Source organism: Micromonospora sp. CMU55-4, assembly GCF_011602315.1.
Taxonomy (GTDB): domain Bacteria; phylum Actinomycetota; class Actinomycetes; order Mycobacteriales; family Micromonosporaceae; genus Micromonospora; species Micromonospora chalcea.
Map to the genome: position 1 here is coordinate 11,868 of NZ_JAAOLH010000026.1, position 19,999 is coordinate 31,866.

22 protein-coding genes are annotated in these 19,999 nt (G+C 73.6%); 16 read left to right on the forward strand and 6 right to left on the reverse strand.

Translation table 11 applies throughout. The annotated features are described in order from the left end of the window. Window positions 1–17: 17 nt before the first annotated feature. Window positions 18–662 carry a DUF4870 domain-containing protein gene (locus HA073_RS29060; protein WP_082931180.1) on the reverse strand — a complete coding sequence of 215 codons (645 nt, stop codon included), beginning with the start codon at window positions 660–662 and terminating at the stop codon, window positions 18–20. A 233-nt stretch (window positions 663–895) separates the two neighbouring features. Between HA073_RS29060 and hrcA the strand changes: the two genes are divergently transcribed. From hrcA to HA073_RS29075, 3 genes are all read left to right on the forward strand, one after another. Beyond that, the gene (gene hrcA / locus HA073_RS29065; RefSeq protein WP_030503120.1) at window positions 896–1,918 is read left to right on the forward strand and encodes a heat-inducible transcriptional repressor HrcA; all 1,023 of its coding nucleotides are present in this window, start codon (window positions 896–898) and stop codon (window positions 1,916–1,918) included. Between the two features lie 73 nt (window positions 1,919–1,991). Next, the gene (dnaJ, locus tag HA073_RS29070; protein WP_176722776.1) at window positions 1,992–3,137 is read left to right on the forward strand and encodes a molecular chaperone DnaJ; all 1,146 of its coding nucleotides are present in this window, start codon (window positions 1,992–1,994) and stop codon (window positions 3,135–3,137) included. Window position 3,138: 1 nt separating this feature from the next. Then, window positions 3,139–3,873, forward strand: a complete 735-nt coding sequence (locus HA073_RS29075; protein ID WP_064448691.1) for a 16S rRNA (uracil(1498)-N(3))-methyltransferase — start codon at window positions 3,139–3,141, stop codon at window positions 3,871–3,873. Window positions 3,874–3,887: 14 nt separating this feature from the next. Here HA073_RS29075 and HA073_RS29080 read toward each other — a convergent pair whose 3' ends face one another. Further along, window positions 3,888–4,649 carry an SDR family NAD(P)-dependent oxidoreductase gene (locus HA073_RS29080; RefSeq protein ID WP_069087978.1) on the reverse strand — a complete coding sequence of 254 codons (762 nt, stop codon included), beginning with the start codon at window positions 4,647–4,649 and terminating at the stop codon, window positions 3,888–3,890. A gap of 93 nt (window positions 4,650–4,742) precedes the next feature. Here HA073_RS29080 and HA073_RS29085 point away from each other — a divergent pair, with 93 nt between their 5' ends. The 8 genes from HA073_RS29085 to HA073_RS29120 all read left to right on the forward strand — a co-directional run bounded on the left by HA073_RS29085 (window position 4,743) and on the right by HA073_RS29120 (window position 12,151). Then, a complete protein-coding gene (locus HA073_RS29085) occupies window positions 4,743–5,087 on the forward strand; it encodes a histidine triad nucleotide-binding protein (RefSeq protein ID WP_013475524.1) in 345 nt (114 codons plus the stop codon). Then, the gene (locus HA073_RS29090; protein WP_166457761.1) at window positions 5,084–6,460 is read left to right on the forward strand and encodes a serine hydrolase; all 1,377 of its coding nucleotides are present in this window, start codon (window positions 5,084–5,086) and stop codon (window positions 6,458–6,460) included. The genes HA073_RS29085 and HA073_RS29090 overlap by 4 nt, the downstream gene beginning before the upstream one ends. Window positions 6,461–6,594: 134 nt before the next feature. Further along, window positions 6,595–7,653 carry a PhoH family protein gene (locus HA073_RS29095; RefSeq protein ID WP_030503125.1) on the forward strand — a complete coding sequence of 353 codons (1,059 nt, stop codon included), beginning with the start codon at window positions 6,595–6,597 and terminating at the stop codon, window positions 7,651–7,653. Between the two features lie 38 nt (window positions 7,654–7,691). Then, window positions 7,692–8,165, forward strand: a complete 474-nt coding sequence (gene ybeY / locus HA073_RS29100; protein ID WP_030503126.1) for an rRNA maturation RNase YbeY — start codon at window positions 7,692–7,694, stop codon at window positions 8,163–8,165. Next, window positions 8,141–9,550 (forward strand): hemolysin family protein, encoded by a 1,410-nt coding sequence (locus HA073_RS29105; protein WP_176722779.1) that lies wholly within the window; start codon window positions 8,141–8,143, stop codon window positions 9,548–9,550. The genes ybeY and HA073_RS29105 overlap by 25 nt, the downstream gene beginning before the upstream one ends. Then, a complete protein-coding gene (locus tag HA073_RS29110) occupies window positions 9,543–9,929 on the forward strand; it encodes a hypothetical protein (protein ID WP_030503128.1) in 387 nt (128 codons plus the stop codon). Before HA073_RS29105 ends, HA073_RS29110 begins: the two co-directional genes overlap by 8 nt. Next, window positions 9,926–10,822 carry a GTPase Era gene (gene era / locus HA073_RS29115; RefSeq protein WP_043329016.1) on the forward strand — a complete coding sequence of 299 codons (897 nt, stop codon included), beginning with the start codon at window positions 9,926–9,928 and terminating at the stop codon, window positions 10,820–10,822. Before HA073_RS29110 ends, era begins: the two co-directional genes overlap by 4 nt. A 150-nt stretch (window positions 10,823–10,972) precedes the next feature. Continuing rightward, window positions 10,973–12,151 (forward strand): acyltransferase, encoded by a 1,179-nt coding sequence (locus HA073_RS29120; protein WP_166457762.1) that lies wholly within the window; start codon window positions 10,973–10,975, stop codon window positions 12,149–12,151. 6 nt (window positions 12,152–12,157) lie between these two features. Here HA073_RS29120 and HA073_RS29125 read toward each other — a convergent pair whose 3' ends face one another. Further along, complete coding sequence (locus HA073_RS29125; RefSeq protein ID WP_043331022.1) at window positions 12,158–12,937, reverse strand: DUF4097 family beta strand repeat-containing protein; 780 nt, start codon at window positions 12,935–12,937, stop codon at window positions 12,158–12,160. Between the two features lie 102 nt (window positions 12,938–13,039). Between HA073_RS29125 and recO the strand changes: the two genes are divergently transcribed. The 4 genes from recO (at window position 13,040) to HA073_RS29145 (ending at window position 15,323) form a co-directional block, all read left to right on the forward strand. Continuing rightward, complete coding sequence (gene recO, locus HA073_RS29130) at window positions 13,040–13,912, forward strand: DNA repair protein RecO (protein WP_043329020.1); 873 nt, start codon at window positions 13,040–13,042, stop codon at window positions 13,910–13,912. Beyond that, a complete protein-coding gene (locus HA073_RS29135; protein ID WP_166457763.1) occupies window positions 13,909–14,721 on the forward strand; it encodes an isoprenyl transferase in 813 nt (270 codons plus the stop codon). Before recO ends, HA073_RS29135 begins: the two co-directional genes overlap by 4 nt. A gap of 70 nt (window positions 14,722–14,791) precedes the next feature. Next, a complete protein-coding gene (locus HA073_RS29140; RefSeq protein ID WP_013287960.1) occupies window positions 14,792–14,977 on the forward strand; it encodes a hypothetical protein in 186 nt (61 codons plus the stop codon). A 121-nt stretch (window positions 14,978–15,098) separates the two neighbouring features. Continuing rightward, window positions 15,099–15,323, forward strand: a complete 225-nt coding sequence (locus tag HA073_RS29145; protein WP_043329023.1) for a hypothetical protein — start codon at window positions 15,099–15,101, stop codon at window positions 15,321–15,323. A gap of 15 nt (window positions 15,324–15,338) precedes the next feature. Here HA073_RS29145 and gndA read toward each other — a convergent pair whose 3' ends face one another. Next, entirely contained in the window at window positions 15,339–16,781 is a 1,443-nt protein-coding gene (gene gndA / locus HA073_RS29150) for an NADP-dependent phosphogluconate dehydrogenase (RefSeq protein ID WP_043331024.1), read from the reverse strand. Window positions 16,782–17,125: 344 nt separating this feature from the next. Between gndA and HA073_RS29155 the strand changes: the two genes are divergently transcribed. Continuing rightward, window positions 17,126–17,419: a hypothetical protein gene (locus HA073_RS29155; protein ID WP_166457764.1), complete on the forward strand. Its 294-nt coding sequence runs from the start codon at window positions 17,126–17,128 to the stop codon at window positions 17,417–17,419. Between the two features lie 267 nt (window positions 17,420–17,686). On the opposite strand, the gene HA073_RS29160 is transcribed toward HA073_RS29155, so the two are convergent. Together HA073_RS29160 and HA073_RS29165 are read right to left on the reverse strand one after the other, a co-directional pair. Beyond that, the gene (locus tag HA073_RS29160) at window positions 17,687–18,487 is read right to left on the reverse strand and encodes an energy-coupling factor transporter transmembrane component T (protein WP_166457765.1); all 801 of its coding nucleotides are present in this window, start codon (window positions 18,485–18,487) and stop codon (window positions 17,687–17,689) included. Next, window positions 18,484–19,902, reverse strand: coding sequence for an ABC transporter ATP-binding protein (locus HA073_RS29165; RefSeq protein ID WP_166457766.1), 1,419 nt, complete (start codon window positions 19,900–19,902; stop codon window positions 18,484–18,486). Before HA073_RS29165 ends, HA073_RS29160 begins: the two co-directional genes overlap by 4 nt. Window positions 19,903–19,999 lie beyond the last annotated feature (97 nt).

Here is a 19,999-nt window from a genome sequence, read left to right on the forward strand (position 1 = left end):
TCGGCCGGCCGGCGGTGTCACTTCACGAAGTTGTAGGTCATCGGGTAGCGGTAGAGCACACCCTCGTTGGCCTTGACCCCGCCGATGATCCCGAAGATCAACGGCACCAGCCAGACCAGCATCGGGACGAAGAACAGGATCCCGCAGGTGATGACCGTGATCACCCAGGCGAGGACGCTGGCGATGGTCCAGGTGATCTGGAAGTTCAGCGCCGCGACCGCGTGGGCGCGTACGGTCGGCGACTGCTGGCCGCGGGTCATCATCGCGATCAGCGGGGCGACCCAGCCGAGCAGACCGCCACCGATGATGACGCCCGCGGCGCCACCGAAGTGCGCCACCAGGGCCCAGGTCTTCTCGTCGTTGTTGGCGTACCCGGCCGGGCCGTAGCCGCCACCGCCGGGATAGCCGCCACCGGCGCCGTAGCCCGGCGCGCCGGCCGGCGGGGGGTAACCACCAGGGGGCGGGTAGCCGCCCGGCGGAGGCTGGGCACCGGGGGGCGGGTAGCCGCCCGGGGGCGGATAGTCACCGGGCGGGGGATACCCGCCCGCGCCCGGCGCGCCGGACAGTGGAGCGGTGGGCGGCTCGCCGGAGCCGTAGGGCGCCGACGGGTCGGGCTGGGGGCCGGAGTCCCCTGCTCCGGGAGGGCGAGGAGGTTCAGTCATGGAGGTCACGGTAGGGCCAGCGGGCAAGTCGCACCAGGGCGACACAGACCGAGCGTGACCGGCTGTTCGGCCCTGGCGTGCCGCGCGGTGTGGTGGGCCGCACCGCAGGTCCGTCAGGCGATCATCGCGTCGGTGGGGGTGCCGACGTAGACTGGCACTCGCTACAGTCGAGTGCCAGCCGCCCGGCGGATGCCGCGTGCCGGCCCGGCCGAGGTGTGTCAGGAGGTGGGGACATGGGTCTCGACGACCGCAAACTTGCCGTGCTGCGCGCGATCGTCGAGGACTACGTCGCCACGCAGGAGCCGGTGGGCAGCAAGGCCCTGGTCGAGCGGCACCAGCTCGGCGTCTCCCCGGCCACGGTGCGCAACGACATGGCGGTGCTGGAGGAGGAGGGCTACATCCGGCAGCCGCACACCAGCGCCGGCCGGGTGCCCACCGACCGCGGCTACCGCCTCTTCGTGGACCGGCTCTCCCGGGTCAAGCCGCTCAGCCCCGCCGAGCGCCGCGCCATCGAGCGCTTCCTGGTCGGCGCGGTCGACCTGGACGACGTGGTGCACCGCACGGTCCGGCTGCTCGCCCAGCTCACCCGGCAGGTCGCCGTGGTGCAGTACCCGAGCCTGGCCCGGTCCAAGGTGCGTCACCTGGAACTCGTGCCGATCTCCACCACCCGGCTGATGGTCGTCATGATCGCCGACACCGGCCGGGTCGAGCAGCGGCTCGTCGAGCTGCCCGCCCCGGTTCCCGCCGACGACGTGACCGACCTGCGCCGGCTGGTGAACGAGAAGCTCGTCGGCAGCCAGCTCTCCGAGACGCCGCCGCTGGTGCAGGCCCTGGTGGATGAGTCCGCGCCGCACCTGCGCCCGGCCATGACCACGCTGTCCACGGTGCTGCTGGAGACGCTCGTGGAACGGCACGAGGAGCGCCTCGCGCTGGCCGGCCAGGCCAACCTCACCCGGGGCGGCCTGCTCGACTTCCAGGGCTCGCTGCGGCCGATCCTGGAGGCGCTCGAAGAAGAGGTAGTGCTGCTCAAACTGATCGGCGAGACCGAGCCGAGCACCACCCGCGTGCTGATCGGCGACGAGAACGAGTTCGACAACCTGCGGGCCGCCTCGGTGGTCAGCACCGGCTACGGACCGGGCAGCACCATCGTCGGTGGGCTCGGCGTGCTCGGGCCGACCCGGATGGACTACCCCGGCAATATCGCCATGGTGAGGGCCGTGGCACGCTACGTGGGCGAACTGCTGGCCCAGAACTGACCAGTCAGGGCCGACGGCCGGTTGCGGCCGACGACCGGAGCGACGCGAGACGAACATGAGGACACCTAACGCAGTGGCCAGGGACTACTACGGCATTCTCGGCGTGAGCCGGGAAGCCTCCGACGACGAGATCAAGCGCGCCTACCGCAAGCTGGCGCGGCAGTACCACCCGGACGTCAATCCGGACCCGGAGGCCCAGGAGAAGTTCAAGGACATCAACGCCGCGTACGAGGTCCTCTCGGACGACCGGAAACGGCAGATCGTCGACCTCGGCGGCGACCCGCTCGCCCCCGGCGGCGGTGGCATGGGCGGCCCGGGCGGGCCCGGCGGCGCCGGTCCGTTCGTCGGCTTCCAGGACATCATGGACGCGTTCTTCGGCGGCGCGGCGGGCGGCAGCCGGGGACCCCGGCCGCGCACCCGGCCCGGCGCGGACGCGATCCTGCGCCTGGAACTGGACCTCAACGAGACCGCGTTCGGCGTCGAGGCGCCGATCACCGTCGACACCGCGGTGCTCTGCACCACCTGCTCCGGCGCCGGCACCGCCGCCGGCACCCACCTGGCCACCTGCGAGGCGTGCGCCGGCCGGGGCGAGGTGCAGTCGGTGCAGCGCACGTTCCTCGGCCAGGTGGTCTCCGCCCGGCCGTGCACCGTCTGCCAGGGCTACGGCACCACCATCCCGCATGCCTGCCCGACCTGCGCCGGTGAGGGCCGGGTGCGTACCCGCCGCTCGCTGACCGTCAAGATCCCGGCCGGCGTCGAGGACGGCATGCGGATCCGCCTGGCCCAGCAGGGCGAGGTCGGCCCGGGCGGCGGCACCGCCGGCGACCTCTACGTGGAGATCCACGAGCGGCCGCACGACGTCTACTCCCGCAAGGGCGACGACCTGCACTGCCGGGTGACGGTGCCGATGACCGCCGCCGCGCTCGGCACCCGGCTGACCATCAAGACGCTGGACAGCGAGGAGACCGTCGACGTCAAGCCCGGCACCCAGCCCGGCAGCACGCTGCGGCTGCGCGCCCGGGGCGTACCGCACCTGCGCGGCACCGGCCGGGGTGACCTCTACGTGCACCTGGACGTGCGTACCCCGACCAAGCTCGACGCCGACCAGGAGCGGATGCTGCGCGACTTCGCCAAGACCCGCGGCGAGGAGGTCGCCGAGCTGACCAAGCAGGGCGGCTTCTTCTCCCGGATGCGCGACGCCTTCAACGGGCACGCCTGAGGTGTCCGCCCCGCTGTTCCTGGTCGAGGCGCTGCCCACCGGTGACACGCTGACGCTGGACGGCCCGGAGGGCCACCACGCGGCCACCGTGCAGCGGCTGCGGGCCGGTGAGGAGCTGCTGCTCGCCGACGGCCGGGGCGGCACCGCCGCCGCGGTGGTCACCGCCGTCGGCCGGGGCACGCTCGACCTGCGCGTCACCAGCCGGGGGTACGCGGACGCGCCCGTCCCGCGGCTCGTCGTGGTGCAGGGCATCGCCAAGGGCGACCGGGGTGAACTCGCCGTGCAGGCGATGACCGAGGTCGGGGTGGACGAGATCGTGCCGTGGGCGGCGTCCCGCTCGGTGGCGCAGTGGCGCGGCGACCGGGGCGTACGGGCCCGGCAGAAGTGGGTGGCCACCGCCCGGGAGGCGGCCAAGCAGGCCCGCCGCCCGTGGCTGCCGGTGGTGGCCGGCGCCCCGGACGAGTCGACCGCCACGGTGGCCCGCCGGATCGCCGGCGCGGCCGCCGCGTTCGTGCTGCACGAGGGCGCGCAGGACCGGCTGACCACAGTCGACCTGCCGACGGCCGGGGAGATCGTCCTGGTGGTCGGCCCGGAGGGCGGCATCGCCGACCACGAGCTGGCCACGTTCGCCGAGGCGGGCGCCCGCACGGTCCGCCTGGGCCCGTCGGTGCTGCGTACGTCCACAGCAGGCGTGGCCGCCCTGACAGTCCTGGCCACCCGCCTGACCCACTGGTAGCGGGGGAGGGTGGGTCAGGAGCGGAGGTAGGAAGCGCCGTTCAGGTCGATGATCGTTCCTGAGGCCCACTCGGCCTCGGGGCTCGCCAGCCAGTGCACCGCCGCCGCGATCTCCTCCGGACGCGCCACCCGGTGGAACGGGGACTGCGCGCGTACCGCCTCGCCCCGCTCTGCCTTCAGGTGCTCGTTGGTCATGTCCGTCTCGACGAAGCCGGGCGCCACGCAGGCCACCCCGATGCCGTACGGCGCCAGGGCCACCGCCAGCGACTGGGCCATCGCGTTCATCCCGGCCTTGCTGGCCCCGTACGCCGGGTTGGCCGGCTCGCCCCGGAACGCGCCCCGGGACGAGACGTTGACGATCCGGCCCCCACTGTCGCGCATGTGCTGCGCGGCGCACCAGGCCGCGTTCGCCGCGCCGACCAGGTTGGTGTCGAGCACCTCCCGCCACCGCGCCCGCCACTGCTCGTAGCTGCTCTCGAAGACCGGGTGCGGGGGATCGGCCGGCCCGAACACACCGGCGTTGTTCACCAGCACGTCGAGGCCACCGAGCCGCTGGGCCGCCTCGTCCACCATGGCGCGTACCGCGTCGGGGTCGGCCAGGTCGGCGCGTACCACCACGTGCCCGTCGCCGGGCAGCTCGGCGCGCAGCCGCTCCGCCAGCTCGGCGGAGTCCCGGTGGTGGATCGCCACCCGGTCCCCACCTGCGGCGAACGCTCGCGCCACCGCCCGCCCGATGCCCCGCGAGGCCCCCGTCACCAGCACCGCCCGTCCCGCCATGGCGGCCATCCTGCCGCACCGGCCCGGGGTGTTAAGAAGGGCCCCTTCCCATGCCGGAGGCGTTAAGCGGGGGCCCCTCCTTACACTGCTGCGATGGACTGCCTCTTCTGCCGGATCGTCGCCGGGGAGATTCCGGCCACCATCGTCCGCGAGACCGCCACCACCCTGGCCTTCCGGGACATCGACCCGAAGGCGCCCACGCACGTGCTGGTGATCCCGAAGGAGCACTACGCCGACGTGGCCACGCTGGCCCAGGGCGCGCCCGAACTGGCCGGGGAGGTGCTCCAGACCGCCGCCGTGGTGGCCGAGGAGGAGGGCCTGACCGTGGACGGGTTCCGGCTGATGTTCAACACCGGCCCGTACGGCGGCCAGGAGGTCTTCCACGTGCACGCCCACCTGCTCGGCGGCGCGCCGCTCGGCCCGATGCTCTGCCGATGACCGACGTGTCCGACCGGCTCGGCCGGATGGTGCGCCAGGCGCAGGCCACCGGGCGGATCCCGGCGGTGTCGGCCGCCCTGCACCGCGCCGACCGGCCGCTCTGGACCTGCGCCGTGGGCGACACCGGCAACGACACCCCGCTGGGGCCGGAGACGGTGTTCCGGATCGGCTCGGTCACCAAGACGTTCACCGCGGTACTCGTCATGCAGTGCCGCGACGAGGGCCTGCTCGACCTGGACGACCCGGTCGGGCGGCACCTCGACCTGCCGGCGCACGGCGAGCTGACCGTACGCCGGCTGCTGTCGCACACCGCCGGCCTGCAACGCGAGCCCCACGGCGACGTGTGGGACAGCCTGCGCGCCCCGGCCGTGGAGGAGCTGCTGGCCGATCTGGCCCGGGTCGAGCGGGTGCTGCCCACCGGGCGGCGCTTCCACTACTCCAACCTCGGCATGGCCCTCCTGGGCGAGATGGTGGCCCGGCTGCGCGGCGGGACCTGGGCCGAGGTGCTGGCCGACCGGGTCCTCGCCCCGCTCGGGCTGACCGCCACCGGTCCGGCCCCGACCGAGCGTGCCGCGACCGGGTTCCTGGTCGACGCGTACTCCGACGAGGCCCACCCGGAGCCACCGGCCGACTTCGGCGCGGTGGCCCCCGCAGCCCAGCTCTGGAGCACCGCGCCGGACATGGCCCGGTGGGCCGCCTTCCTGGCCGACCCGGCGGCGCTCGACCCGGACGGCGCGGTGCTCGCCGCGGCCACCGTCGAGGAGATGCGCTGGCCGCTCACCACCACCGACGAGTCGGTCTGGACGGCCGGCTTCGGCCTCGGGCTGATCCTGGTGCCGCAGCCCGAGCGGGTGACCCACGTGGGGCACGACGGCGCGATGCCCGGATTCCTCGCCGCCGTCTACGGGCGGCGCGGCGGGCAGGGCACCGCCGGGGCGATGGGCGCCGCGGTGCTCGGCTCGTCCGGCGCCGGCGTGGAGGTGTTCGACCTGGCGCACCGGCTGCTCGCCGCCGCCGCCGAGCACGACCCGGCGGAGATCGAGCCGTGGCGTCCCGGCCCGCCCGCGCCGGCGCACCTGCGCGGCATGCTGGGCCGCTGGTGGGGCGAGGGCTTCGAGTACGTCTTCTCCTGGCACGACGAGACGCTGCGGGCCCGGGGCGCGGACGACCCGGCCGGGAAGCCGCCTGCGGTGTTCGCGCCGCTGCCGGACCGGCCGGACGTGTTCCGCACGGTCTCCGGCCGGGAGGTGGGGGAGCTGCTGCGGCTCACGCGCGACGAGCACGGCGTGGTGGTCCGGATGCACTGGGCGACCTACCGCTTCACCCGCCGCCAGGAGACCTTCGACGGGTACGACTTCCGCGCCGGTGACTGATCGCCGAGCGCCGGAAATGGGCGCGGTGTGCGCGGTGCCGACCCGATACGATGGGAGGTAACCGTACGCCGCGCCAGCAGGGCCCGGCACAGAGAAGCGGAGAGCAGGTGGCGCAGGGCCCGACGGCCCGACCTATGACCGGCACCCCACCTCCCGGCACGCCGCGCGTGCAGACCAGGATCACGGTCGGAGACCAGAAGATCATGGTGAACCTGCTCGGCGCGGGCGACGAGATCCTGCGACTCGTCGAGCGTTCGGTCAACAGCGACGTCCACGTGCGCGGCAACGAGATCACCATCACCGGCGCGCCCGCCGACAACGCCCTCGCCGAGCGTCTCTTCAGTGAGCTGCTCGAACTGATCGAGAAAGGCGAGACCCTGACCACAGACGCGGTACGGCGTACCGTCGGCATGCTCGAGCAGGGCGGCGCCGAGCGGCCCGCCGAGGTTCTGACGCTCAACATCCTCTCCCGGCGCGGCCGCACCATCCGTCCCAAGACGCTCGGGCAGAAGAAGTACGTCGACGCGATCGACGCGCACACCATCGTCTTCGGGATCGGCCCGGCCGGTACCGGCAAGACCTACCTCGCGATGGCGAAGGCAGTGCAGGCGCTGCAGGCCAAGCAGGTCAACCGGATCATCCTGACCCGCCCGGCGGTCGAGGCGGGGGAACGGCTGGGCTTCCTGCCCGGCACCCTGAACGAGAAGATCGACCCCTACCTGCGCCCGCTCTACGACGCGCTGCACGACATGCTCGACCCGGAGACCATCCCGAAGCTGATGGCCGCCGGCACGATCGAGGTCGCGCCGCTGGCATACATGAGGGGCCGCACGCTTAATGACGCGTTCATCATCCTGGACGAGGCGCAGAACACCACGCCCGAGCAGATGAAGATGTTCCTCACCCGGCTCGGCTTCGGCTCCAAGATCGTCGTCACCGGTGACGTCACCCAGGTGGACCTTCCCGGCGGGACGACCAGCGGCCTGCGCGTGGTCCGGGAGATCCTGAACAACGTCGAGGACGTGCACTTCGCCCAGCTCTCCAGCTCCGACGTGGTCCGCCACAAGCTGGTGGGTGAGATCGTCGACGCGTACGCCCGCTGGGACGCCGAGCGGGAGAACCAGCAGGCCCAGAGCGTGCACGCCGTACCCGGGCGGACCGCCCAGGGCGGCCGGGCCGGCCGGCGCCGCTGACCACCGGCGCAAGCCGTCACACCATCAGAGGAAGACAGTTGTCCATCGAGATCGCCAACGAGTCGGGTGTCGAGGTCGACACCGACGCCGTGCTCGCCGTCGCGCGGCACGCCCTCGACGAGATGGGGGTCAACCCCCTCGCCGAGCTGTCCGTGCTGCTCGTCGACATCGAGTACATGTCGGAGCTGAACCACCGCTGGATGGGCGGCGACGGCCCGACCGACGTGCTCGCCTTCCCCATGGACGAGGGCAGCGTCGACCACGGCCCGGGCGAGAGCGCCCCGGCCGGCGGTGAGCCGGCCCTGCTCGGCGACATCGTGCTCTGTCCGGAGGTGGCGGCCAAGCAGGCCGCCGTGGCCGGGCACTCGGCGGCCGACGAGCTGCACCTGCTCACCGTGCACGGCGTGCTGCACCTGCTCGGCTACGACCACGCCGAGCCCGAGGAGGAGCGGGAGATGTTCGGTCTCCAGGCCCGGCTGCTGGCCAGCTGGCGGTCGACCCGGTCGCGGTGATGGACACCTTGGCGGCGGTCCGCGCGCCCGCCGGCCTGCCCGATCTTCAACTCCTGGTCTTCGCCGCCGGGCTGGTGGTCCTCGCCGGCCTGATCGCGATGACCGAGGCGGCGCTCGCAGCGGTCTCCCCGGCCCGCGCCGCGGAGCTGACCCGGGACGGGGCGCGCGGCGGGCGGGCCCTGCAGGTGGTCGCCGGTGACGTGGTCCGCCATCTGAACCTGCTGCTCCTGCTGCGGCTGCTGGCCGAGCTGACCGCCACCACGCTGGTCGCGCTGGTGGCTGTGGACACGTTCGGCGCGGGCTGGCGGGCGGCGCTGGTGACCGCCGGCGCCATGACGGTGGTGAGCTTCGTGGTGGTCGGGGTCGGGCCGCGCACGATCGGCCGCCAGCACGCGTACGCGGTCGGCCGCGCGGTCGCGCCGCTGGTGCGCTGGCTGGGCCGCGCGCTCAACCCGCTGGCGTCGCTGCTGATCCTGATCGGCAACGCGGTCACCCCGGGCAAGGGCTTCCGCGAGGGGCCGTTCGCGACCCAGGTGGAGCTGCGGGAGCTGGTCGACCTGGCCGAGCAGCGCGGCGTGGTGGAGCACGGCGAGCGCCAGATGATCCACTCGGTCTTCGCGCTCGGCGACACCATCGCGCGCGAGGTGATGGTGCCGCGTACCGAGATGGTGTGGATCGAGGAGCGCAAGACGCTCGCCCAGGCGCTGGCGTTGTTCCTGCGCTCCGGGTTCAGCCGCATCCCGGTGATCGGCGAGAACGTCGACGACGTGCTCGGCGTGCTCTACCTCAAGGACCTGATCCGGCGGGTGCAGGGCGACCAGGGCGCCCGGCAGATGCCGGTGGCCGAGCTGATGCGCCCGGCCACGTTCGTGCCGGAGTCCAAGCCGGTGGACGACCTGCTCTCGGAGATGCAGGCGGCCCGCAACCACCTGGTCATCGTGGTCGACGAGTACGGCGGCACCGGTGGGCTGGTCACCATCGAGGACATCCTGGAGGAGATCGTCGGGGAGATCACCGACGAGTACGATGTCGAGCGCCCGCCGGTCGAGCATCTGCCGGACGGGGCCGTGCGGGTGACCGCGCGGCTGCCGGTGGAGAATCTGGGCGAGCTGTTCGACACCGAGCTGCCCACCGACGAGGTGGAGACGGTCGGTGGCCTGCTGGCGCAGGCGCTCGGCCGGGTGCCCATCCCGGGCGCCGAGGCCGAGGTGGCCGGCCTGCGGCTGATGGCCGAGGGCACCACCGGCCGGCGCAACCGGATCGACACGGTTCTGGTGAGCCGCGTCGACCGGGGCGACGCGCCGGAGGGCGCGAACCGAAACGACCCGCCCGATTCCCGTGGCGACAACAACCGTTCCGAGGAGAGGCAATCCGCCGATGCCTGAGACACCCGCCGTGCCCGCCGCCCTGCCCACCCCGGCTGATCCGGCCGAGCTGAGCGCCGAGGACGCCAAGCTCGTCGTGCTGGCCCGGGGCGCGCGGGGCCGGGTGGCGGCAGTGGAGGGCGCCGCGGTCCGCGACCAGGACGGCCGGACGTACGCGGCGGCGAGCGTGGCGCTGCCGTCGTTGACGCTCACCGCGCTCCAGCTGGCTGTCGCTTCGGCGGTGGCGGCGGGCGCGAGCCGGCTGGAGGCCGCTGTGGTGGTGACCGAGGCGTCGACGCTGGACGGGGCGGGGCACGCGGCGGTGCGTGACCTGTCCGCCGACGCGCCGATCCACGTGGCCGCGCCGGACGGCGCCGTGCTCGGCACGGTGGTCGAGTGACCACGCCTGAGGCGCGTCCCTACCGGGCCGGTTTCGCCTGTTTCGTCGGGCGGCCGAACGCCGGCAAGTCGACGCTCACGAACGCGATCGTCGGCACCAAGATCGCGATCACCTCGAACAAGCCGCAGACCACCCGGCACATCATCCGGGCGGTGCTGCACCGGCCGGACTCGCAGCTCGTGCTTGTCGACACCCCGGGCCTGCACCGCCCCCGCACGCTGCTGGGGGAGCGCCTCAACGACCTGGTCCGGGAGACGTGGAGCGAGGTCGACGTGATCGGCCTGTGCGTGCCGGCGAACGAGCCGGTCGGCCGGGGCGACCGTTTCATCACCGGCGAGCTGGCGAGCCTGAAGGCCACCGTGCTGGCGGTGGTGACGAAGACCGACCTGGTGGACAAGAAGCGGCTGGCCGAGCAGTTGCTCGCGGTCAGCGAGCTGGGCGAGTTCGCCGCCGTGGTGCCGGTCAGTGCCGTCTCCGGGCACCAGGTCGACACGCTCGTCGACGTGATGACCGGCTACCTGCCGGAGTCTCCGCAGCTCTACCCGGACGACATGCTCACCGACGACCCGGAGCAGGTCCTGGTGGCGGAGCTGGTCCGCGAGGCGGCGCTGGAGGGCGTACGCGACGAGCTGCCGCACTCCATCGCGGTGGTGGTCGAGGAGATGATCCCGGAGGGCAACCTCACCAAGATCTACGCCGACGTGTACGTCGAGCGGTCGAGCCAGAAGGCCATCGTCATCGGCCACCGGGGCAGCCGCCTCAAGCACGTCGGCACCACCGCCCGGCGGCAGATCGAGGAGCTGCTCGGCACCCGGGTCTACCTCGACCTGCACGTACGGGTGGCGAAGGACTGGCAACGCGACCCGAAGCAGCTGCGCAAGCTCGGCTTCTGAGCCCTCGGCCGGGCGTGCTCGGCGACGGGTGATCAGGATCAGTCAGGCCTATGGGACATCTCACTTTTCATAGGCGTCTGTGGTTGTTTCGAGGTGTCCGGGAGCAGGGTAGGGACCATTGTCTCTGCCCCCGGACCCCGCCGCGAGCTGATGCGAAACCGCTATCTGGACCTGCTGCGCTTCCTGGCCATCCTCCGAGTCGTCACGTACCACGTCACCGGCTACGCCACGCTCACGCTGGTGTTCCCGGCGATGTCGGTGATGTTCGCCCTGGCCGGGTCGCTGATGGCCGCGTCGCTGGACCGCAGCGGGGTGGGCGCGGTCGGGCGGCGGCTGCGCCGGCTGCTGCCGTCGCTGTGGGTGGTCGCCGCCGTCTTCGTGCCGGCCATGCTGCTCACCGGGCTGGCGTTCGGCCCGAAGGTGCTGCTCTGGCTGTTCCCGATCAGTGACCCACCGGCCAACTACTGGGGCGGGCTGGCGCTCAGCCCGATCTGGTACCTGCGGGACTACCTGTGGTTCGTGCTCGCCTCACCGTTCGTGCTGTGGCTGTTCCGCCGGGCGCCGCTGCCCACGCTGGCCGCGCCGTACCTGCTCCTGGTCGCGATCGAGGCCGGCATCCTGGCGAACCCGCCGACGGTGCTGCGCGAGTTCGGCCTCTACTTCGGCGCCTGGCTGCTCGGCTTCGCCCACCACGACGGGCTGCTGCGCCGGATGCGCAACCGGGTGCTGCTGCCGGTGGCCGCCGTCGTCGGCGCGGCCGGCCTGGCCTGGATCTTCACCCATCCCGGCCCGCGCGGGTACGACATCAACGACATCCCGCTCGGTAACGCGCTCTGGTCGGCCGCGTTCATCCTGGTCGCGATCGGCCGCGCGCCGACCGGGGTGACCTGGGTCGACCGCCTGCCGGCGCTCGGCCGCGCGGTGACGGTGGTGAACCGGCGCGCGCTGACCATCTACCTCTGGCACATGCCGTTCGTGGTGGCGCTCACCCCGCTCGTCGGCCTGGTCGGCTGGTCGCCACGCGACCCGGTCGGCCTGTGGCTGCGGGTGGGGCTGGTCTTCGCGCTGGTCGGCGTGGTGACGCTGATGGTCGGCTGGGTCGAGGACGTGGCCGCCCGGCGTACCCCGGAACTGCTTCCCGGCAGGCCGCGGCGGACCGTGGCGGAGCGGGCGGCGGCCGCCCCGGCCAGCCCGGCTCCCGCCGGCGCCCAGGACGGGCTGGTGGGCGCCGGCGCCCGGATCCCGTCGCCGCGCCGCGCGGTGGACCGGGCGGACGACCCGCCGCCGGGCGCGGGCGGCCACCGGCGGGACGCCCCGGCCGCCGACTGACCGCGCTCAGCGGCTGGTGACCGTCACGTTCCCGCTGGTGGCGGAGACGTCCAGCAGCACTGACGCGCCCGGGTCGTCGGTCACCGTCACGTCGGTGTCCCCGGATCTCGCCTCGGCCCGCACCCGGTAGCGGCCGGCCGGCACGGCCAGGTCCACGTCCCCGCTGGTGGCGTGCAGCCGGGCCGGAGCGGGCTGGTCCAGTTCCACGACGACGTTGCCGGAGGTGGTCTCGGCGTCGACCGCGGAGGCGAGGCGCCGGGCCTCGATGTCGCCGGAACGGGCCCGCAACCGCACCGGGCGGGCCGCCTCGACCACCCGGATGTTGCCGGACGTGGACGACGCGCGGACCTCTCCGGTGGCGCCCCGGATGGTCAGGTCGCCGGAGCTGAGCGTGAACTCCACCGCCCCGATCTCGGTCAGGTCGACGTTGCCCGAGGCGGTCCCGCCCTTCACCGCCACGCCGGGCGGCGCGGTCACCTCCCAGGAGATGCTGCACCGGTGACCGCAGTCGGTGGGCAGCACGAGTTCGTCGCCCTTGATCTCGTACCGGCTGGTCGGCTCGTCGCCCTGGTAGCGGACGACGCGCTTGATCCGTACCTGGTCGGCCGGGCCGTTGGCCCGGACCACGACGTCCCCGGAGCCGTCTTCCGTCACGGTGATCCGGGTGATCTTCGCCTGCTCGGTGTGGTCGTAGTCGAGCCGGCGGAACGAGAGGGTGTCACACCCGGAGAGAACGATGAGCGTGGCGGCAGCGGTCGCGGCCACCGCGGTACGGAGCGAAGCCATGGCCAGCACACTAGGTCCGGCCCGGCGCCCGGCACATCGGGGATCGCCCGCCGGTCCACCCCGAGCCGACCCTGAGATCGCACCCGGAGGGAGAATGGCCTGATGGCCGGGTACCGCCGACAGCTCTACCGCGACGACGCGGTGGTGTTGCGTGTGCAGAAGCTGGGCGAGTCCGACCGGATCATCACGCTGTTCACCCGCCGGCACGGCCGGTTGCGCGCGGTGGCCCGGGGCGTGCGGCGCACCACGAGCCGGTTCGGCGCCCGGCTGGAGCCGTTCGGGCACGTCGACCTCCAGCTCGCCGGTGACCCCAAGGGCAACCAGGGCAGCTCGCTGCACACCGTCAGCCAGGTCGAGGCGATCGAGCTGTACGGAAAACGGTTCCTCGGCGACTACCCCCGCTACACGGCCGCCAGCGCGATCGCCGAGACCGCCGAGCGGCTCACCCCGGTCGAGCGCGAACCGTCGCTGCGGCTGTTCCAGCTCACCCTTGGCGCGATGAAGTCGCTGGCCCGCGGCGAGCACGCCACCACGCTGGTGCTCGACGCGTACCTGCTGCGCGGCATGGCGTTCGCCGGCTGGGCGCCGGCGCTCGCCGCCTGCGCGGTCTGCGGCGAGCCGGGCCGGCACCGCGCGTTCTCCGTACCGGCCGGCGGCGCCGTCTGCCCGGACTGCCGGCCCCCCGGCGCCGCCCACCCCGCGCCCGCCACGCTGGAGCTGATGTCCGCGCTGACCTCCGGCGACTGGGGGTACGCCGACGCGGCCGAGACCGGCGTACGCCGGGAGTGCAGCGGGCTGGTCGCGGCGCACCTCCAGTGGCATCTGGAACGCGCGCTACGCTCGCTGCCGCTGGTCGACCGGGGCGCCCCGGCGGCCGGCGCGGTCCCGTCGCCCGGCGGCGCGGGACCGGATGTGGCCCCGCCGCGCTCCGGCGCCGGGCCCGTCGCCGGTGTGAACAGGGAGATGACCGAGTGATCCGATCGACGAGGGCGACCCGCCGCGAGCCGGTCCCGCCGACCCCGCACCCCTCCGGGGCCCGTCCGCCGGCGCTGCCGCCCGCCGCGGTGCCCCGGCACGTCGCCATCGTGATGGACGGCAACGGCCGCTGGGCCAAGGAGCGCGGCCTGCCCCGCACCAAGGGGCACGAGCAGGGCGAGCACAGCCTCTTCGACACCGTCGAAGGCGCGATCGAGATGGGGATCCCCTACCTGTCGGCGTACGCGTTCTCCACCGAGAACTGGCGGCGCTCGCCCGACGAGGTCCGCTTCCTGATGGGCTTCAACCGCGACGTCATCCGTCGCCGCCGCGACCAGCTCGTCGATCTGGGCGTACGGGTGGTCTGGTCGGGCCGCGCGGGCCGGCTGTGGAAGAGCGTCATCTCCGAGTTGCAGACCGCCGAGGAGATGTCGCGCGGCAACTCGACGCTGACGCTGCAGTTTTGCGTCAACTACGGCGGCCAGGCGGAGATCGCCGACGCCGCCGCCGGGATCGCCCGGGACGTCGCCGCCGGCCGGCTGGACCCGGCCAAGGTGAACGAGAAGACTGTCGCGCGGTACCTCTACCACCCCGAGGTGCCCGAGGTCGACCTGTTCCTGCGCCCCTCCGGCGAGCAGCGCATCTCCAACTTCCTGCTCTGGCAGACCGCGTACGCCGAACTGGTCTACCTGGACACGCTCTGGCCCGACTTCGACCGCCGCCACCTCTGGTACGCCTGCGAGCTGTACGCCCAGCGCGACCGCCGCTTCGGCGGCGCCCTGCCCAACCCGGTCGCCCCGGGCGCCTGAGGGGGCAGGCTTACCGGCGCGCCGCTCTGGGTACCGATACCTCCAGACAGCAAACGCGGAGGTGAACCACATGATTCAGAAGCGGATCGCGCAGTGGGCGGTCATGGCGGTCGCCGTGCCGCTGGCGGCGGCCGGCGCGCGCCGGCTCAGCCACACCCTGGAGGCCCGTCGCGGCCCGTCCGGGGTGAGCCGTCTGCTGACCAAGGGCGCCGACCTGATCCGGCCGCAGAAGGCCAGGCGTCGCCGGTTCTTCTGACCTGCGACGTCGGCCCGACCGGTACGCCCCGCATCCGGCTTTCCCGCCGGGCGCGGGGCGTTGCGCTCTACGATCGGCGCAGGGCGCGCCGCCGGGTGCGCGCCCGCCACGGGGGTGGAGGATGCGCGATCTCCGGTACGAGATGACTGCTGCCCTGGCCGCCGCCGACCTGGTGGAACCGGACCGCCGGGACGCGGTCGCCGGGCTGTGCGCCGAGCTGGCCGAGCGGTGGTGCGCCGAACTGGGGCACACCCCGGCGGTCCGCTCCGGCGAGATCGGCGAACTGGCGGCCGGCGAGCCGGCGGCCGGCTGGGCGCCCGACCCGCACGCCCAGCGGGCCTGGTGAGGTGTCCGGCCGGGCTCACGCCTCCACTTCGGAGCGGTCGCCCGCCCAGAGCGTGTGGAACGAGCCGTCCCGGTCCACCCGGTGGTAGGTGTGCGCGCCGAAGTTGTCCCGCAGCCCCTGGATCAGCGCGGCCGGCAGCCGCTGCGCCCGCAGCGCGTCGAAGTAGGCCAGCGACGACCCGAAGGCCGGTGCCGGCACGCCCGCCCGGGCCGCGTCGGCCACCACCCGTCGCCAGGCCGGTACGCCGGCGCTGACCCGCTCGGCGAACCACGGCGCGACGAGCAGCGTCGCCAGGTCCGGCTCCGCGTCGTACGCCTCGCGGATGCGGTCCAGGAAACCGGCCCGGATGATGCAGCCACCCCGCCAGATGGTGGCCGTGCCGCCCAGGTCGATGTTCCAGTCGTACTCCCGGCTGCCGGCGCGGATGTGGTCGAAGCCCTGCGCGTACGCGACGATCTTGCTGGCCAGCAGCGCGCGGCGCACGTCCTCGACGAACGTCTCCCGGTCGTCCACCTGCCACTTCTCGCCCGCGTCGGCGAACACCCGGCGGGCGGCCTCGCGCTGGCCGGCGTGCCCGGACAGCGACCGGGCGAACGTGGCCTCGGCGATGCCGGTGATCGGAATGCCCAGGTCGAGCGCGCTCTGCACGGTCCAGCGGCCGGTGCCCTTCTGCTCGGCCTGGTCGAGCACCACGTCGACGAACGCCTGACCGGTTGCCGCGTCGGTGTGGCCGAGCACGTCGGCGGTGATCTCGATGAGGAACGACCCCAGCTCGCCGCCGTTCCACTCCCGGAAGATCTCCGCGATCTCCGCCGGGCTCGCCGACAGACCGGCCCGCAACAGGTCGTACGCCTCGGCGATGAGCTGCATGTCGGCGTACTCGATGCCGTTGTGCACCATCTTCACGAAGTGGCCCGCGCCGTCCGGCCCGACGTGCCGGCAGCAGGGCTCGCCGTCCACGTGCGCGGCGATCTTGGAGAAGATCGGCCCCAGCTTCTGGTACGACTCGGCCGACCCGCCGGGCATGATGCTCGGGCCGAGCAGCGCGCCCTCCTCGCCGCCGGACACGCCGGTACCGACGAAGTGCAGCCCGTGCGCGCGCAGCGCCTCCTCCCGGCGGCGGGTGTCGGCGAAGTGCGCGTTGCCGCAGTCGACGACGATGTCGCCCTCCTCCAGCAGCGGGACCAGCTCGTCGATCACCGCGTCGGTCGGGGCGCCGGCCTTCACCATCACGATCACCGCGCGGGGCCGCTCCAGCGAGCCGACGAAGTCCGCGAGCGACTCCGACGGCACGAACGTGCCCTCGTCGCCGTGCTCGGCGACCAGGCTGCGGGTACGTTCCGGCGACCGGTTGTGCACCGCCACGGCGAAGCCGTTGCGGGCCAGGTTCCGGGCCAGGTTGCGGCCCATCACCGCCAGACCGGTGACCCCGATCTGCGCCGTCGCCTGCTCTGCCATGCGTACCGCCACCTCTCGTCCGTACTGCCGTGCTGCGACCGTATCGCGGCCGTCGAGGATGTGGGCGACGGTGTCCACAGGGTGTGACCGGCGGGTGGCCGTACGTCCCTCGGCTTAATTCGGCTGCGGGACTCGCCGGTGGCGCGATAGCGTTGCCGCATGCGTATGTGACGCCCCACCTCCGAGCCCGGTCCACCGCCGCGAGTGCCGTGGACCCGTCCTGCTCCGGGCGTCCGCATCCTTCCCCGCCACCGTCGGTCGCGGTGTCTGTCGTGATCGGAATGCGCCGGAGTCCTCGCTCGGCGCGTCCCGGTCGGCGCGCCCGCACGACAGGAGGCCCGCGAATGCCCGCGAAGCGCAATCCGAAGAAGTCCCGCAAACAGTCCTCGCCGCAGGTGATCGCGCCGGCGCTCGACGCGCTCACCGCGCCGCCCGCAGTGGTGCTCCCGACGGAGCCGGTGGCGTCCGCCGGGTCCCTGGACGCGGCGCCGCATTCGGCGTCACCGGAGACTCCGGTCCTGCTCAGCGCGCCCGCGACGCCGCCCCGATCCGGCCCACCGGCAGGGCGGCAGGCCCGGGTCACCGGGCGCAGCCAGCGCGCCGGCCAGACCCGCTTCTACGCGTTCCGCCGGAGCTGACCGGCAGGCCGGTTCCCGTCGCCCGCTGCCCGGGCAGGCCCCTCATCCGGGTCCTTGCCCGGGCAGCGTTTCTCCTTCCCGCCGCTCGCCCCCACCGCCGGTGTCCCTAGAGATCTTGGAAGATTTCGGCCCCTATAGGGACCATTTCCTACCAAGATCTTCCCCGACGCCGGTCGATCATGAAGTTGGCGGCGACAAAACGGGCAACCCGTGCGTGCCGTCAACTTCATGATCAACGGGGCGGGGCGGGGCAGGGCGAGGGTGGGGTCAGCCGATCAGGGGGCGGAAGGTGCCCAGGGCGATGCTTGTCGCCAGAGCGGCGGCGGCCAGGAGGGCCGATCCCACGACCAGCAGCGTGTCCGCGCCGGTGAAGCGCTGCGGGCGGGCCACGGTGCGCGGCGTACCCGCGTCGAAGCCCCGGGCGTCCATCGCGACGGCGAGCCGTGTACCGCGCCGGATCGCGCCCACCAACAGCGTGAACGCGGTCGACCCGAACAGCCGCAGCTTCGCCACCGGATTGCGGCCGGCGTCCACGCCACGGGCCCGCCGGGCCATGCTGATCATCCGCCACTCCTGCTCCAGCAGCGGCACCATCCGGAACGCGGCCAGCGCGCCGATGGCGAACCGGGCGGGCGCCTTCGCGTTCTGGATCAGCGCGTCGGCCAGGTCGGTCGGGTCGGTGGTGGCGAACACGACGATGCCGGGCAGCGCCACCGCGAGCATCCGCAGCACCAGGCCCAGCGCCGTGACGAGCACCCCTTCGGTGACCAGGACCGGCCCGGCCTGGAGCAGCACCGGGCCGGAACGGTCGGCCGCGAAGAGCACAAGCGTGACCAGGATGCCGACGGCACCGGCGAGCAGCGGCCAGGCGCGGCGGGCCAGCACCCGGTAGCGGACGCCGAACAGCGGCAGCACCGCGAGTTCGACGGCGATGGCGACGGCCGGGGCCACCGGATCGAGCGTCGCCACCAGGATCAGCGTGAACACCATCGCGGCGGCCAGCTTCGCCACCGGGTTGCGCCGGGCCAGCGGAGCGCCCGGCGCGGCGACCGGTTCGACGTTGATCACGAGGACGCCCCCAGGGTGAGCGTCCGGTCGGCCAGCGCGGCAACGAAGTCCTCGTCGTGGGTCACCGCCACCACGCCGTGCCCGGCGTCGCGCAGCTCGGCGAGCAGGTCGATCAGTTCCAGCCACGTGCGCCGGTCCTGGCCGAACGTGGGCTCGTCGCAGATCAGCAGGCGGGGCGCGGTGGCCAGGGCCGTCGCCACGCTCAGCCGCCGCGCCTCGCCACCCGAGAGGGTGTACGGGTTGGCGCCGGCCAGCCGGTCCAGCCGCAGCCGCTCCAGCAGGGCGTCCACTGTGGCGCTGACCGCTGCCTGGGGCTGCCCGGTGCGGCGCGGGCCGAGCGCCAGCTCGTCGCGGACGGTGGCGGTGACGAACTGGTGTTCCGGGTCCTGGAACACCGAGCCGATCCGGCGTACCAGCGCGGGCGCCCGCCAGCGGTGCGGGGGAGTGCGCGCGTCCCGCCCGGCCAGTTCCGCCGACGCGGTGACGCCGCCCGTGCCGGGTTTCAGCAGGCCGCCCAGGAGCAGCGCCAGCGTGGACTTGCCGGCCCCGTTGGGGCCGAGGACGGCGAGCGCCTCGCCGGCGCGTACCCGAAGATCGGTGGGGTCGAGCCGGGGCGGCAGGCCGAGCCGCTCCGCGGTGAGCAGCACGTCGCCGGGCGGCGTGGTGGCGTGCCGGGGTGGCGTGACGTGGCCGGGCACCCAGACCCCGGCGGCGGCCAGCGCGTCGCCGTGCGCGGCGAAGACCGCAGCGGGCGGCCCGTCGGCGCGCACCCCGCCGCCCGGTTCCAGCACCACCACGCGGTCGACCAGCGGCAGCGCCTCGGTGACCCGGTGCTCCACCAGGACCATCGTGGTGTCCGGGTCGAGCGCGTTCGCGACGGCCCGGCGGATCAGCGCGGCGCCGGCCGGGTCGAGGTTGGCGGTGGGCTCGTCGAGCAGCAGCAGTCCGGGGCGCAGCGCGAGCGTGCCGGCCAGGGCGAGCCGCTGCTGCTCGCCGCCGCTGAGCGCGGCGGTCGGCCGGTCCCGGTCGTACGGGAAGCCGACCCGGCGCAGCGCCTCGTCGACGCGGGGCCAGATCTCCCCGGCGGGCACGCCCCGGTTCTCCAGCCCGAACGCCACGTCGTCGCCGGAGCGGGCCATGACGAGCTGGGTCTGCGGATCCTGGAAGACGATGCCGACGCGCTCGCGGGCCTTGCGCGGGTCCAGCCCGTCGATCTCGACGGTGCCCTCCTGCTCGCCGGAGTCCTCCGGCAGCAGCCCGGCCAGCGCCGCCAGCAGCGTGCTCTTACCGGCGCCGGAGGGTCCGAGCAGCAGCACCCGCTCGCCGCTCTCCACGCGCAGATCCACCCCGCGCAGAGCCCAGCGTTTCCGTCCCCCGTGCCGCCACCCGAACCCCCGCAGCACCACCCCGCTCACCGCCCACCACCCCCTCTCCCGGCCCAGCCTGCGTGATCAAGGAGTTCGCGTCCGGAAAACCGTGCCCGGCGGACGCAAACTCCTTGATCACCGGGGC